12 protein-coding genes and 1 tRNA gene are annotated in these 14823 nt (G+C 70.4%); 10 read left to right on the top strand and 3 right to left on the bottom strand.

Annotation, left to right across the window (positions count from 1 at the left end):
• The first annotated feature begins 1 nt into the window (after position 1).
• From J8G10_RS11785 to J8G10_RS11775, 3 genes are all read left to right on the top strand, one after another.
• The gene (locus tag J8G10_RS11785) at positions 2-865 is read left to right on the top strand and encodes a DUF3097 domain-containing protein (protein ID WP_251444791.1); all 864 of its coding nucleotides are present in this window, start codon (positions 2-4) and stop codon (positions 863-865) included.
• A gap of 65 nt (positions 866-930) precedes the next feature.
• The gene (trmB, locus tag J8G10_RS11780) at positions 931-1656 is read left to right on the top strand and encodes a tRNA (guanosine(46)-N7)-methyltransferase TrmB (RefSeq protein ID WP_251444787.1); all 726 of its coding nucleotides are present in this window, start codon (positions 931-933) and stop codon (positions 1654-1656) included.
• A 26-nt stretch (positions 1657-1682) separates the two neighbouring features.
• Positions 1683-2069 carry a DUF1304 domain-containing protein gene (locus tag J8G10_RS11775; RefSeq protein WP_251444784.1) on the top strand — a complete coding sequence of 129 codons (387 nt, stop codon included), beginning with the start codon at positions 1683-1685 and terminating at the stop codon, positions 2067-2069.
• Positions 2070-2102: 33 nt separating this feature from the next.
• Here J8G10_RS11775 and J8G10_RS11770 read toward each other — a convergent pair whose 3' ends face one another.
• Positions 2103-2600 (bottom strand): hypothetical protein, encoded by a 498-nt coding sequence (locus tag J8G10_RS11770; protein WP_251444781.1) that lies wholly within the window; start codon positions 2598-2600, stop codon positions 2103-2105.
• A gap of 189 nt (positions 2601-2789) precedes the next feature.
• Here J8G10_RS11770 and J8G10_RS11765 point away from each other — a divergent pair.
• Positions 2790-2862: transfer RNA gene (locus J8G10_RS11765), tRNA-Arg, on the top strand.
• Positions 2863-2931: 69 nt separating this feature from the next.
• On the opposite strand, the gene J8G10_RS11760 is transcribed toward J8G10_RS11765, so the two are convergent.
• Positions 2932-4035: a LacI family DNA-binding transcriptional regulator gene (locus tag J8G10_RS11760; protein WP_251444778.1), complete on the bottom strand. Its 1104-nt coding sequence runs from the start codon at positions 4033-4035 to the stop codon at positions 2932-2934.
• A 56-nt stretch (positions 4036-4091) separates the two neighbouring features.
• Entirely contained in the window at positions 4092-5114 is a 1023-nt protein-coding gene (locus J8G10_RS11755) for a hydroxyacid dehydrogenase (protein ID WP_251444775.1), read from the bottom strand.
• Between the two features lie 224 nt (positions 5115-5338).
• Here J8G10_RS11755 and J8G10_RS11750 point away from each other — a divergent pair, with 224 nt between their 5' ends.
• From J8G10_RS11750 to J8G10_RS11725, 6 genes are all read left to right on the top strand, one after another.
• A complete protein-coding gene (locus J8G10_RS11750) occupies positions 5339-6397 on the top strand; it encodes a sugar ABC transporter permease (RefSeq protein WP_251444772.1) in 1059 nt (352 codons plus the stop codon).
• Positions 6387-7337 (top strand): carbohydrate ABC transporter permease, encoded by a 951-nt coding sequence (locus J8G10_RS11745; RefSeq protein WP_251444769.1) that lies wholly within the window; start codon positions 6387-6389, stop codon positions 7335-7337. Before J8G10_RS11750 ends, J8G10_RS11745 begins: the two co-directional genes overlap by 11 nt.
• A 47-nt stretch (positions 7338-7384) precedes the next feature.
• Positions 7385-9046 (top strand): extracellular solute-binding protein, encoded by a 1662-nt coding sequence (locus tag J8G10_RS11740; RefSeq protein ID WP_251444766.1) that lies wholly within the window; start codon positions 7385-7387, stop codon positions 9044-9046.
• Between the two features lie 50 nt (positions 9047-9096).
• A complete protein-coding gene (locus J8G10_RS11735) occupies positions 9097-11112 on the top strand; it encodes a DUF2264 domain-containing protein (protein WP_251444763.1) in 2016 nt (671 codons plus the stop codon).
• Positions 11109-12500 (top strand): alpha-L-fucosidase, encoded by a 1392-nt coding sequence (locus J8G10_RS11730; protein ID WP_251444760.1) that lies wholly within the window; start codon positions 11109-11111, stop codon positions 12498-12500. Before J8G10_RS11735 ends, J8G10_RS11730 begins: the two co-directional genes overlap by 4 nt.
• 102 nt (positions 12501-12602) lie before the next feature.
• Complete coding sequence (locus tag J8G10_RS11725) at positions 12603-14765, top strand: hypothetical protein (RefSeq protein WP_251444757.1); 2163 nt, start codon at positions 12603-12605, stop codon at positions 14763-14765.
• Positions 14766-14823 lie beyond the last annotated feature (58 nt).

The raw sequence follows: 14823 nt of genomic DNA, 5'->3' as shown, positions 1-14823 counted from the left end.
GATGGACGACAGGTACGGATCCGATGTGCTCGCAGCCGGATGGCGGGAGCGCGGCGCCAAGGTCGCCGTGGACGTCCCCGCCGAACGCGATCTCGTGGTCGAGGTCGCCGTCGACGGGTTCTGCGGGGCGGTGACGCGCATCGAATCGGGCCAGGTCGAGCTCGAGGACTACAAGGGCCGTCGGCGGCTCTTCCCTCTCGGCGCGGGTTTCATGATCGACGGCGAGCCGGTGCGGCTCGTGCATCCGTCCAAGGCCTCGGGCGGCGGCTCCCGGCGGACCGCCTCGGGATCGTTCGCCGTCGCGGACTCCCGCGCGCGCACCGCTCTGCCGAGCCGGATCCTCGTCGAGGGCCGGCACGACGCCGAGCTCGTCGAGAAGGTGTGGGGGGACGACCTGCGGGTCGAAGGCGTGGTCGTCGAGTACCTGCAGGGGGTCGACCTGCTCGAGGAACTCCTCGCCGAGGCTCCGCCGCGGCGCGATCGCCGGTACGGCGTGCTCGTGGACCACCTCGTCCCGGGATCGAAGGAGACCCGGATCGTGGAGCAGATCCTGCGCGGACCGCACGGGGCGCACCTGCGCATCGTCGGTCACCCCTATATCGACGTGTGGCAGTGCGTCACGCCGGCGGCGATGGGCATCCGCGCGTGGCCGCAGATCCCGCGCGGCACCGACTGGAAGACCGGGATCTGCCGCGCGTTCGGCTGGCCCGCGGACTCGCAGGCCGACATCGCGCACGCCTGGAAGCGCATCCTGTCCCGCGTGTCGAGCTACCGCGACCTGGAGCCGTCGCTGCTGGGCCGCGTGGAGGAGCTCATCGACTTCGTGACGGAACCGATCGCCGCCGCCCCGGGGGCAGGACGATGAGCGGCCGGTCGGCCCGGGGCGCCGGGAGAGCCGGGAACGCGAGGGACGGCGGATATCCTGGAGGGATGCCCGAACCCCGTACCTTCCGCGACGAGCCCGTCTCCTTCGTGCGCCGCAGCGGCCGCATGTCCGAGGCACAGGAGCGGGCCTTCGCCGAGCTCGCGGAGTTCTACGTGCTGGACGTGCCCCGCGACGTCGCCTGGACCTCGGTGCACCCGGAGGCGCGGCTCGATCCGGCCGCCGCGTATGGACGCGAGGCTCCGTTGACCGTGGAGATCGGCTCGGGGCAGGGGCACGCGATCGTCTCCGCCGCCGCAGCGCATCCGGAGCGGGACTTCCTCGCGGTCGAGGTGTTCCGCGCCGGCCTCGCCCGGACGATGCTCGATGCGGATCGCGACGGTGTGCGCAACCTCCGGCTGATCGAGGCCAACGCCCCGGAGGTGCTCGCGACGTACCTTCCCGCGGGCGCGGCCGACGAGGCGTGGATCTTCTTCCCCGACCCGTGGCACAAGAAGCGGCACACGAAGCGCCGCCTCGTGCGCCCCGGCTTCGGCGCCACCGCGGGCGCCGCGCTCCGCGACGGCGGGCTGCTGCGCCTCGCGACCGACTGGGAGGACTACGCCCTGCAGATGCGCGAGGTGCTCGACGAGGCGCCCGAGTTCGAGCGCGCCTTCGAGGGGGAGTGGGCCGAGCGCTTCGACGGGCGGGTGATGACCGCGTTCGAGCGCAAGGGCATCGCGAAGGGACGCGACATCCGCGACCTCGCGTACCGCCGCGTCGCGCGGGCCTGAGGCGCCGGGTGCGGGACAATCGCACCATGTTCCTGCTGATCGGATCCGTCTTCGCGGGGCTCGCCGCCCTGGTCCACGTCTACATCTTCGTGCTGGAGTCGGTGCGCTGGACGCATCCCTCCACGCGGCGCGTCTTCGGCACCTCCGCCGAGGACGCGGAGATCACCCGGCCGCTGGCGTTCAACCAGGGCTTCTACAACCTGTTCCTCGCCGTCATCGCGGTGATCGGCATCGTGCTCGCCGCGGCCGGCTCCGCCACCGCCGGCCTCGTGCTGATGCTGGCCGCCACGGGGTCGATGCTCGCGGCCGCCCTCGTGCTGATCCTCTCCGATCGGTCCAAGGCGCGCGCGGCGGCCGTGCAGGGACTGTTCCCCCTGATCGCGGTGGTGCTGCTGGTCCTCGCGCTCGTCTGACCGGCGCGCGGCGGGACGGAGGGCGCTCGGCGGTCAGGCGATCGTGCCCAGTCCCGCGCGCATGACGTCGAACATCGCGAACATGAGCCAGAACGTCCAGCCGAAGCTGACCAGGAGGCTCGCCGCGGTCGCCGCGAGAGCGATCCACATCGTGGCCGAGCCCGCCCCCGCCTGCCGGCGCACGACGACGGCGCGGCCGATCGGATACACCGGGGAGAGGAAGCTCCACGCCCAGTGGAAGCGCTTCGGATAGCCGAGACGGCCGAGTTCGACGTAGTCACGGTACCCGGCGACGATGGCGAGCGCATAGAGGGCCCAGCTCAGGAGAGTGCCGACCAGCGACGCCATCACGAGACCCGGCATCACATCGGACATGATCGAGAGGACCACGCCGGGTGGCACCCTCGTTCCCGTGGCAGACAGGGTGCTCAGCTCGACGATGCGTCGCACGTAGTCGAGCGTCGGCCCGGACATCAGCCACATCATGAGGGCCGAGGCGACGACCGCCGCCACCGTTGTCCAGGCGGTCACCCATCCCCAAGCGGTGTAGACCGGCGTTCCGTGGGGGACACGGGGCTCCGCGGCGACGGCGGGAGGCCAGGGAGAAGGGGGAACGGAAGCGCTCATCGGGTCCTCATCGATCGGTCGGCTCCTCGCGACACTACCGGGATCCGCCACGGTCGGAGAGGAGGCGGATCCGATGCTAGGCTCGTCCGGTACGCCTCCGTAGCTCAGCGGATAGAGCGCCGGTTTCCGGTACCGTAGGTCGCAGGTTCGATTCCTGTCGGGGGCACGAAGAGAGAAGGCCGCCCATCCGGGCGGCCTTCTTCGTCTCTTGGCCCTGCCGGCAAGTCGCGTTCCCTCAACGCTCCGGACGCCACGGCGTCGCGGGGGGAGCGGCGACCGAGTCCCGCACGATGAGCCGGGTGCCGACGATGATCTCGCCCTCGGCGTGACGTCCGAAGGCGTCGTCGGTGCGGCTGAGCGCCAGGCGGACGCTCTCCCGCCCCATGTCCTCCAGCGGGACGTGCACGGTGGTGAGCTTCGGCGTGAGCTCGCTGGACTGCGGGATGTCGTCGTAGCCCACGAGGGACATGTCCTCGGGCACGCGGATCCCGCGCGCGGTCATCGCGTCGAGGGCGCCGGCGGCGACGAGGTCGTTCGCGGCGAACACGGCCGTGAAGTCGGGCTGCCCGTCCAGGATCTCGCTCATCGCCGCGTGCCCGAACCGGCGTCCGAAGGCGCCCTGGTGCACGAGCTCCGGCGGCACCTCGAAGCCGTGGGACTGCATCGCATGACGGAAGCCGGCGAGCCGCGCGACGCTCGTGGACAGGCCGACCGGGCCGCCGAGATAGAGGATCCGGCGATGCCCCTGGGCGATGAGGTGCTGGGTGACCGCGAAGGCGCCGCCCTCGTTGTCGTAGCCCACGATCTTCGTCGGCGCCTGCTCCCCGACGGAGGGGCGGCCGCAGAGCACGAGGGTGGAGCCGATGCCGGCGAGCGTGCGGGCGCGCTCCGCCATGCGGCGGCGGGCGCGCGGATCGTCGTAGCCGCCGCCCACCACGATCACCGCGTCGGTGCGCTGGCTGATCATGCGATCGATGAGCTCGATCTCACGATCGACGTCGCCCTGCGATGCCGCCACGATGCACAGCCGGCCGGTGGTCGATGCCTCCTGCTCCACACCGCGCACGATGTAGGAGAAGAACGGGTCGACGAGGTCGTTGACGATGATGCCGACGCTGTGCGTGGCCGAGCTGGCGAGCGCCCGCGCGTGCGCGTTCGCGGTGTAGCCGAGGTCGTCGATCGCCCGGTTCACCGCGTCCCGCGTGGCCTGCGCCACGGGGTAGTTGCCGTTGAGCACCCGGGAGACCGTCGCCGAGGAGACGCCGGCCCGTTCGGCGACGTCGGACATCGTCACGGTGTGCCCCGAGCCCGCTCCCGAGCGGTCCTCCTGCGCCCTCATCCCAGCCTCCGTTCGTGGACCCGAGGTCCGCTCCGTCTCATCGCGCGTTCTACCGGTCAGGCGGTGTACGCCAGCTCGTCGGCACGGAGTTCGTGCGCGAGGATCCCTCGACCAACGTACTGCTCGACCTCGCGCACGGCCGAGTCGCCCAGCCGGTGGATCTCGTTGCCCAGCGCGCCCGCGATGTGCGGCGTGAGCACGACGTTCGGCAGCGCATAGAGGGGGGAGTCCCCCGGCAGCGGCTCGGGATCCGTCACATCCAGGTAAGCGTCCAGACGGCCGCGGACGAGCTCGGCGGTGAGCGCCTCGGTGTCGATGAGGGCGCCGCGGGCGGTGTTCACCACGACGGCGCCGTCGTGCAGCAGCGCCAGCTCCGCCGCTCCGATGATGTGCCGGGTGTCCGGCGTGCTCGGGGCGTGGAGGGTGAGGACGTCGCTGCGCCGGCACAGTTCGTCGAGCGGGACGGCTTCGACGCCGAGCCGCGAGGCATCCGCGGCGGACAGGTACGGATCGCAGACGAGGATGCGGGCGTCGAGGCGCGAGACGAGCCGGATCACCTCGCGTCCCACCCGGGAGGCGCCGAGGATGCCGATCGTGACGCCGTTCGCGCCGACCGGCGGCATGCCGTCCACGGAGCGATGACGTCGCGTGGTGCGCAGCTGGTGGGCGAACCGGCTCGCGCGCTTGAGACCGAACACGATGGCGGCGAGCGTGAACTCCGCGACGGGCGTGGCGTTCGCCGCGGCGGCCGTGCTCACCCGGATGCCGCGGCGGAACGCCTCCGCGTCGAGGAAGGTCTTGACCGTGCCGGCGGTGTGCACGACGGCCTCCAGGCGCGGGGCGGCGTCGAGCACGGCGGCGTCGATGCGGGGGGCTCCCCAGCCTGTCAGCATGACCCGCGCGGCGCGCAGGGCGTCCCTGCTCGCGGGGGAGTCGAGGTCGGTGATCGGCAGAGGTCCCACGAGCTCGACGACCGCGCTCAGCCGGGCGAGCGCGGTCTCGGAGAAGACCTCCCGGAACGACTGCTCCGCCATGACGATCACGGCGGAAGGACGGGAGGACGGGGCGGTGTGATCCACGGCGATCCTTTCTTTCTGCATCCAGATAGTAAGCGCATACTATGCCGTGCGTCCACCGCAGTTGTGGAACTTGCGGGATCCGATGCTCTGAAAATCAACGTTTCGACGAAAACTCGCGTGATCGTTGACAGCCCGGATCCCGTCGGGTACGTTCGCAACACAGCAAGCGCTTTCTAGCTCTTGCGGACAACGATGAAGTTTCCCGTCGCAGGTCGAGGTCGAAGATGAGCAGTTACAGCGAGCCGCTCGTGCAGAGCACGACGACTCCGGGCGAAGGCGCCGCGGACATGCGCCCCGCGCACCCCGCACGTCCCGCGTCGAAGGGCCGCCGCCGTACCGCCGCGACGGCCGGCGTGCCGGCGCACCGCAAGCGCAGCCTCTGGGAACGGATCAAGCGCGACCGGGTGATGCTCCTGCTCATCGCCCCGGGATTCCTGTACTTCGTCGTGTTCCACTGGCTGCCGCTGCCGGGCAACATCATCGCGTTCGAGGACTACCAGCCCTACCTCGGCTTCATCGACAGCGCATGGGTCGGATTCGACAACTTCGTGAAGATCTTCGGGGATCCCACGTTCTGGCAGGCGCTGCGCAACACGCTGGTGATCACCGGTCTCCAGCTCGTGCTGTTCTTCCCGATCCCGATCATGCTGGCGCTACTGCTGAACAGCATCATGTCGAACCGGATCCGCAAGTTCGTGCAGAGCGTCGTCTACCTGCCGCACTTCCTCGGCTGGGTCATCATCGTGTCGATCTTCGGACAGGTGCTCGGTGCGACCGGGGTCGTGCCGCATCTCATGCAGGCGATGGGCCTGCAGCCGTTCGAGGCGATGACCACGCCCTGGTTCTTCCCGTTCCTGGTGTCGATCCAGTCCGCCTGGAAGGACGCCGGCTGGGGCACGATCATCTTCCTCGCCGCCCTCATGAACATCGACCAGGAGCTGTACGAGGCGGCCGCCGTGGACGGCGCGGGTCCCTGGCAGCGCATGAAGACGATCACGATCCCCGGGATCATGCCGGTCATCATCCTGCTGCTCATCCTGAACCTGGGGAGCATCCTCTCCGTCGGCTTCGAGCAGATCGTCCTGCAGCGCGACAACGTCGGCGCGGGCGCGGGCGAGGTGCTCGACACCTGGGTCTACTACCACGGCATCCAGAACGGGCAGTGGGGCCCGGCGGCCGCCGTCGGTCTCGTGAAGGGCGTCGTGGGCCTCGCGCTCGTGCTCGGCGCCAACAAGGTCGCGCATCTGTTCGGCCAGGAAGGGGTGTACTCCCGTGGCAAGTGACGCTCAGCTCACGACCAGGGCGGTCGTCATGCCCCGCACGCGACGCGGGCGGCGCAGGACCGAGTCCGCGCGGCCCGCCTGGATGGAGAAGCCCAGCCGCCTCGGGACCGCGGGCAAAGCACTCGTCGTCGTGCTCATCTGCATCGCGACCATCTACCCGTTCCTCACGGTGATCTCGACGAGCCTCTCGGACAGCACCGACATCGCGAACGCCAACGGCCTGGTGCTCTTCCCGCTGCACCCGACGCTCGCGGCCTACGAGACGATCTTCTCGGGCGGCATCGTCACCGCCGCGCTCGTGCGCAGCATGCTCATCACCGTGATCGGCACGCTGTGCTCGCTCGCCGCGACGGTCGGCATGGCCTACGGGCTCTCCCGCCGCGATCTCGCCTTCGGCCGGTTCATCCTGCTGACGGCGCTGTTCACGATGCTCTTCACGCCGGGCATCATCCCGAGCTTCCTCATGGTCAAGCAGCTCGGACTGCTCGGCAGCTATGCGGCGCTCGTGCTGCCGACGCTGATCTCGGCGTTCAACCTCGTCGTCGTCCGCTCGTTCTTCATGGGGCTTCCGCAGGAGCTCTTCGAAGCGGCGAGGATCGACGGCGCCGGCGACTTCCGCATCCTCGTGAGGATCGTGCTGCCGCTGTCGAAGGGCGTCCTCGCGGTCGTCGGCCTGTTCTACGCGGTCGCCTACTGGAACGCGTTCTTCAACGCGATGCTCTACCTCGACAGCGACATGTGGCCGCTGTCGATGATCCTGCGCCAGTACGTGCTGCTGGGATCCCCGCTCGACACCGCCTCGGTCGGCGAGATCTCCGCGCCGTCCCAGGCGATCCAGATGGCCGTCGTCGTGATCAGCGTCATCCCGATCCTGCTCGTCTACCCGTTTCTGCAGAAGTACTTCACCAAGGGCGTCCTCACCGGCGCCGTCAAGGGCTGAGGCCCGCTCCACCCGATCGATCCACCCTGTACAGAAAGGAGCCCCTCGTGGCTCTCGAAACGAACCGGCGGACCTTCCTGTCCTTCGCCGCCCTCAGCGTCCTCGGCGTCGCCACCGCGGGCTCGCTCGCCGGCTGCGGCACGAAGGGCGCACTGAACGCGTCCGCCGCCTCGGCCTCCGTGCTGCCGAAGTACATCCCGCTGAACGGCGCCACGCCCGACCTCGCCGGGACCGCGGAGGGCGTCCCCGCGGCCTTCTTCAACTACCCGGCGAAGCCCTTCCGCTCGGTGCCGGCGCCGTTCCTGAAGGGGCAGAAGATCACCGCGATCACGAACATCTTCGGGCCGCCGCCGACCCCGATGGCGTCGAACCCGGCCTGGCAGGAGATCGACAAGCGCCTCGGCGGGACGGTCGACATCACCGCGGTGTCGAGCGACGACTACGACACCAAGCTCAACACCGTGATCGCGGGTGGCGACATGCCCGATCTCATGCTCAACGACGGCGCCGCGATCGCCGACATCATCGGCTTCCTGGAGTCGGCCTGTCAGGACCTCACCCCGTTCCTCGCAGGCGACAAGTCCAAGGACTACCCGAACCTCGCCAACATCCCGCAGGCGTTCTGGAAGCCGGCGGTGCAGAACGGAAAGCTCTACGGCATCCCGATCCCGCGCGGAATGACCGGCGGATCCGGTTTCATCAACCAGACGTTCTTCGAGGCCGCGGGCGTCACGGACACGTCGGCCATCAAGAACGCGGACGACTACCTCTCCCTCGCGAAGCAGCTCACCGGCGCCAACCGCTGGGCGCTCGGCAGCACGAAGTTCGGGCTCGTCCCGTTCGAGCACATCTTCCACGTCCCGTTCAACTGGACGATGAAGAACGGCAAGCTGGTGAAGGACATCGAGACGCCGGAGTACCTGGAGATGGTGTCCTTCGTGCAGAAGCTCTACGCTGCCGGCTGCTTCGCCCCCGGCAGCGAGGGCTGGACGAAGTCGCAGATGTCGAACGCGTTCATCTCCGGCCAGGTCGCGCAGATCTACGACGGGCTGCCGGCGTTCGGAAAGCCGGGCGGCTATCAGCAGACCGTGCCCGCGGCGAACCCCGCGAACAAGGTCGTCCCGTTCATCCCGTTCAGCGCCACGGGCGGCAAGGCCACGGTCTGGCTCGACAACATCGACTTCGCCTGGACGATGGTGAAGAAGGGCAGCGCCGACCACATCAGGCAGGTGCTGCAGGTCGCGAACTTCCTCGCGGCGCCGTTCGGCAGCGAGGAGTATCTCCTCATGAACTACGGCGCCGAGGGCACCGACTACACCCGCGACGATAAGGGCAACCCGATCCCGACTCCCGCGGCGGCCCTGAACACCGCCGTGCCGTGGAAGTACCTCGCGGCGGGCCCGAACACGCTGTACTCGCCGCAGTTCCCGGACGCCATCAAGGTGCTCCACGACGCGTATGCGAAGCTCGTGCCGATCGGCGTCGCGGATCCGACCCTGGGCCTGTTCAGCCCGACGAACGCGAAGCAGGGCCTCACGATCGCGAAGCCCGTCTCGGACGCGGTGACCAACTTCATCGCCGGGCGTGGTTCGCTGAACGATGTGAAGAGCGCGATCTCCACGTGGAAGAGCGCGGGCGGCGACACCATCCGCTCCGAGTTCCAGAAGGCGCTGAGCGGCGCGACGGCCAGCCCGTCCCCGAGCGCCTGAGACGCAGAGGATCCGTGGACGCGGGAGAGGGCGACAGAGGAGTGGGAACCGTGAGGGAAGACATCTCGACGACGATCGCGATGGATCCGGTCCTCTCCCCGTTCACGGGCTGGGGCAGGGCGCGCTGGGAGGCGGTGGCGGACGACTGGCTGGGCCAGGTGCGCCGGCACGCCAGCGCGGAGGGCGCCCTGCCGCGCCTGCCGGGACGCATCACGGGCGACGGGGTGCGCCGCGAGGGGATGGAGGCCGTCGGCCGGTCGTTCCTGCTCGCCGCCCCGCGGATCGCCGGTGCCGCCGACCCCGCGGAGCCCGCGGTCCAGGAGCACCTGGAGTACTACTCCCGGGCGCTCCTCGCCGGCACCAGGCCCGGCGGTGGGGAGGAGTGGCCCCGGGGCGTCAGCTGCCGGCTGCCGCTGACCGGGATCACGAACTCGATCGTCGAGGCCGCGAACATCGCGTTCTCCCTGCACGTCAGCCGGGAACGGCTGTGGGCGGGGCTCACGCGTCCTGAGCAACTCCAGATCGCGGAGTGGCTGCGTCATCACGCCCGCTGCGAGGTGTGGCAGAACAACTGGCAGCTGTTCCCCGCGATGGCCGAGGGGTTCCTGCGCTCGGTCGGCGAAGACGTGCGCGGTCTGCAGACGCCCCGCAACGTGGCCCGGGTGGAGAGCTGGTACCTCGGCGACGGCTGGTACACCGACGGCCCCGAGCACGCGGTCGACTACTACAACGCCTGGGCGATCCATCCCTACCTGTGGGCCTGGTACCGCATGACCGATGCCGTGCACACGCCCGAGGGGCAGCGGCACCTCGAGCGGCTGCACGACTTCACCGCGTCCCAGGCGCACATGGTCGCCGCCGACGGCTCGCTCCTTCATCAGGGCCGGTCGCTGACCTACCGCACGGCCGCGCTCGCCGCCTTCTGGTGCGCGGACGCGTCGGGGGCGAGCGCGCTCACCCCCGGGCAGACCCGGCGGCTCGCCTCCGGCGCGCTCGCGCGCTTCACCGCCCACGGGGTCGGCGTCGACGCGCCGCTGACCCTCGGGTGGTACGACGCGTTCGAGCCGATGTGCCAGGACTACAGCGGCTTCGGATCCCCGTACCTGGCGGGAATCGGGTTCCTCGGGCTCGCGCAGCCCGCGACCGCATCCGTCTGGACCGCGGTGGAGGAGGCGCTGCCCGCCGATCGCGGCGCGTTCACCGTGCCCGTCGAGCCCGTCGGCTGGGTGCTCCGCGCCGCGGAGGACGGCATCGTGCGGATGGCGAACCACGGGTCGGACCACGCCACGCTGCCCGTCGGCGAGGACGAGGACCGCGACGACCCGCACTACGCGAAGTTCGCCTACTCGACGCACACGGCGCCGGGGACGGGAGCGGCCTGGGAGGACGCGATCGACTCCCATCTCGCGCTCCTCGACGACGAGGGAGCCGGCAGCCGGCGCAGTGCGCTGCGCGCCATGCGGGTCGAGGGAGAGCTCGCCGGATCCGTCCACGTGCCCCAGCTGCACCGCCGCGCCCTGCCGGGGACGGCCGTGACGACGGTGACCGCGGGCGACGGCACGGCGGAGGTGCGCGCGCATCTCGTGCAGACCGATCGGCCGTGGCCGATGCGCGAGGGGGGCTGGATGGTCGCGGATGACCGCGGACTCCCGGCCGGCGTCTTCGAGGACGGGGCATGGGCCCAGGGCCGCGACGGTCTGCTCGCCGCGGTCATCGGGCTGCACGGCTGGGACGCCCCCGAACCGGGTGCTGCCGGGGGAGAGGCTCCGGAGCGCGCTCAGGTGTTCGCCTACCGCGACGCGAACGCGATGGGTTCGCACTCCGCGACCCCCGCGCTGCGGGGCCGGACCGGCACCGGCGACACCGTCGTCGTGACGCTTCACGTGCTGGAGCGGGGCGGCGCCGTCGATCCGCAGGGCTGGCGCGACCGGGTCCGCGTCCATGTCGACCGCACGCACGTCCGCGTCGACTGGGCCTCGGGCCGCCGCGCGGAGTTCGACCTCGCGACCTTCGTCCCCTGGGACGGTCATCCCGGGCTCACCGGTCCGAGAGGGGAGGCGCGGTGATCCCGCTGCAATACGGCGCGGACGGCCTCGGGCGCCGCGAGGATCCGACGATGCGGGCCTTCCGCGCCGATCGGCTCGGTCAGTTCGTGCACTGGGGCCTCTACGCGCTCCCCGCCGGCACCTGGCGGGGGCGCACGATCGAGTTCGCCTCCGAGTTCCTCATGCAGTCCGCCGACGTGAGCCGCGAGGACTGGGCGGTGCTCACCGCGGACTTCACCCTCGAGGGGTTCGATCCCGGTGAGTGGGCGCGCACGGCGAAGCGGATGGGCGCGCGCTACGTGACCGTCACGACCAAGCACCACGACGGCTTCTGCCTGTGGCCGAGCGCCTACACCGACTTCTCCGTCGCCGCCACGCCCTCCGGTCGAGATGTGCTCGGCGAGATCCTCGACGCCTATCGCGCCGAGGGACTCTCCACGCACCTCTACTACTCGGTGCTGGACTGGCATCACCCCGACTGGCGCTCCGCCCTCGAGTCCGACGAGGACCGCGAGGCCTTCGAGCGCTACCTCCGCTTCGCGACCGATCAGCTCCTCGAGCTCGCAGAGAGGTATCCCCACGTGCGCGGCTTCTGGTTCGACGGCACCTGGGACGAGTCGGTCAAGGCGAGCGGCGGCTGGACGCACGAGATCGAGCGGCTGCTCAAGGAGCGGATCCCGGGGGCGATCGTGAACAGCCGCCTGCGCGCCGACGATCGCGGAGCGCGGCACTTCGACTCGAACGGCGTCCTCATGGGCGACTACGAGAGCGGCTACGAGCGGCGCCTCCCCGCACCCTGGGACCTGTCCGTGACCGCGCACGACTGGGAGGCCTGCGCCACGCTCACGCAGGCGAGCTGGGGCTTCCACGACTCCGCCTGGGCCGAGCACGGGCGCAAGACCCCGGCGCAGGTCGTGGAGCAGCTCGCGCAGACCGTGAGCCTCGGCGGGAACCTGCTGCTGAACTTCGGGCCGCGCGGCGACGGCTCCCTCGCCCCCGTCGAGGTCGCCCTGGCCGACGAGGTCGGCGCGTGGATGGCGGCGAACGGGGCGGCCGTCCACGACAGCGGCCCCGCGGACGGGTGGGCCTACCCCGGATGGGGCTTCTACACGGCGCCCCTCGGGACGGGGACCCCGGAACGAGGACCGGCGGGCGTCGTGCATGCGATCGTCGTCCGCATCCCGGTGTCCGGTCTGCTCACCATCGCGCTGCCCGCCGGCATCGCCCTCCGCGCCGTGCGCGCCCTGGCCGACGGCGCAGAGCTGCCCTTCACCCCGCTGGACGGCCACACCGTCCAGCTCCCGGCACCGGCATCGACCGGCATGCCGTCCGTGCTCGTGCTCGAGACGGCGCCTGCGGCCCCGGCGAGCGGCCCGATCGAGCCCAACCCCGACGTCGCGCTCGTGTGAACGCATGAGCGGGCGCCTTCCCGTTCCGCGCTTGCGACGTGGGGAACGGGAAGGACACACCCCAACCCTCCGCTTCGAAGAGGAAAAGGAAAGGGCATCACCATGAAACCGCACCGCACCGCACATCGCAAAGCCCGCTGGTGGCGGATGACCCCGGCTCTCGCCGCCGGCGCCGTCCTCGCGCTCGCTCTGCCCGCCGCCGCGCAGGCCGACACCGTCCCGTCCCCGCCGCAGTACGTCGCTGCGGGCAGCACGACGATGAAGGGCGGCCTGACCAGCGACATCGCCGGATCCGCCTACCTCGGCAGAGACGGACGGTTCCACTGGACCAACGCGCTCACGGCGTACAGCACGAACCCCGCCAGTGCGTGGGCCCGCACCTTCACGAACACCGACATGAGCGCGGTGTCCGCCGGCATGGGCACCACGACGCAGAAGGCGGAGGCGCCCGCGTACTACGCCGACGCGGGCACGATCTGCTACCAGCTCGACAAGGACCCGGTGTTCCCCATCCCGTCGCCGCAGCAGGACGACCACTGCGACGTCATCGGCGTGTGGGTGGATCCCCAGGGCACCTGGCATGCGCTGCTCAACGACGAGTACCAGTTCGACCCCTGGCAGACCAAGGGCGCGAACGCCACGATCGCCGACAAGGTCTCCACCGGCCACCACAACAACCGGATCCTGCTCGCGACCTCCAAGGACGAGGGCGGCACCTGGCAGTACGCCGGGCCGGCGCTCACGTCGGCGTGGGATGACGACCAGGTCATCGACGCCACCGCCTCACCGGGACAGTCCTACCCGTTCGGGAACTCCGGGTGCCGGCTGTTCATCGACTACTCCACCGGCTACTTCTACATCACCTACAACGTGAAGATCTACAAGAAGCCGGCGTCGTCGACCCTGGCCAGCTGGACCGAGATGGCGCGCGCGCCGATCAGCGGCGGAATGGCCAGCGGCACCTGGCAGAAGTGGCACGACGGGTCGTGGTCGCAGCCGGGGATCGGCGGCATCGACGGGAACGTCAACTCCATCGGCGGCCTGAACGTGTCGTACGACCCCACGACCGACGTCATCGCCTGGCGCGGCTCGGGGGAGCACGCCGACGCCTCGTACCAGGCGGCGAAGGTCGGCGCCGACCATCTGATCGCGTTCGCCGACGCCTCCGGCGCGACGTACACGGCGAACACCCTGGCGCACACGATCGTGAACGACGCGACGGGGCAGTCCGCGCCGGATCGCACGGTCTCCTACCGCGACCCGGTGACGGGGCAGGACATGACCCTCAAGGCCGTCGACGACAAGTACGAGAACGGCGTCAAGGTCGTCACGGGCGGCATCTACGTCACCCAGACGGACCCGTCCTCCGGCGCCGCGCAGACCGTCGACCTCATCACGAACAGCGCGTACTACAAGGATCCGATCTCGAAGCATCTGTACCTGCCGTCGGCGAACAACGAGTCGGCGATCTCCTACAACGCGTTCTCGGGGCTCTACCGGATCGTGGGGTACGACGGAAACGTGTACGAGACGGCGGATCTGGGCGATCCGAACTCCTGGAAGGTCGTCGGGCTCATGCCCGCCGGCTCCAACGGCGGCTATCTCACCTCTCTCGACAACGGCAGCCTGACGAACCAGAACGTCACGGGGCGCTCCTTCCTGACGATCTCGGATCTGAACGGCAAGGTCGTGGACATCGCGCAGACGGCCGGCGACGGGAGCGCCGCCGTGAGCACGGAGTACGCGCCGCGGGACACTGCCGGCGATGCCGTGACCGCGGACTCGGCCTACGTGCTGCGCGTCGGAGGCAAGGCGGTGACCGCGAACCGCGGGCCCGGTCTGGACGGCGGAAACGGTGCGGCGACGGGTGTCTCCACCTGGAAGCTCCAGCCGGTCGAGGACACCAGGGGCGACGGCGGGAACAGCGGGTTCTACCGGCTCGTCGACTCGTCCACCGGCCGCACCCTGCAGGTCGCCGGCAGCACCCCGGCCGCGAAGCGCGCGGTCGACGCCGTCGTCACCGTGGGGGCGCGGGAGGCCGACGCCCAGCCGCTGACCTCGGCGGGCCTCGGCACCCCGGGCGGCAGCGACCAGTGGTACCTGCAGCGGGTGGCGACCGACGGCACCTCGCTCGACGGCTCCACCACCTATCGCCTGGTCAACCGCAACAGCGGCCTCGCTCTGCAGTACGTCAACGAGCGGATGCGGCTGGAGCAGCAGGCACAGGGTGACACGACGCAGTACGTGACGCTGACCGTGCGATAGTCCCCTCGCGGGAGGCCGGACCGGGACCGCCGGTCCGGCCTCGCCGAACCAGATCCGA

Source organism: Microbacterium sp. USTB-Y, from assembly GCF_023703415.1.
Taxonomy (GTDB): domain Bacteria; phylum Actinomycetota; class Actinomycetes; order Actinomycetales; family Microbacteriaceae; genus Microbacterium.
This window is presented reverse-complemented; position numbering and strand designations above follow the sequence as displayed.

Coding starts and splice junctions, on each gene's coding strand:
- trmB (WP_251444787.1), top strand. CDS start 931: ATGCCCGAACCCCGTACCTTCCGCGACGAGCCCGTCTCCTTCGTGCGC.
- J8G10_RS11750 (WP_251444772.1), top strand. CDS start 5,339: ATGAGCAGTTACAGCGAGCCGCTCGTGCAGAGCACGACGACTCCGGGC.
- J8G10_RS11785 (WP_251444791.1), top strand. CDS start 2: ATGGACGACAGGTACGGATCCGATGTGCTCGCAGCCGGATGGCGGGAG.
- J8G10_RS11775 (WP_251444784.1), top strand. CDS start 1,683: ATGTTCCTGCTGATCGGATCCGTCTTCGCGGGGCTCGCCGCCCTGGTC.
- J8G10_RS11760 (WP_251444778.1), bottom strand. CDS start 4,035: ATGAGGGCGCAGGAGGACCGCTCGGGAGCGGGCTCGGGGCACACCGTG.
- J8G10_RS11725 (WP_251444757.1), top strand. CDS start 12,603: ATGAAACCGCACCGCACCGCACATCGCAAAGCCCGCTGGTGGCGGATG.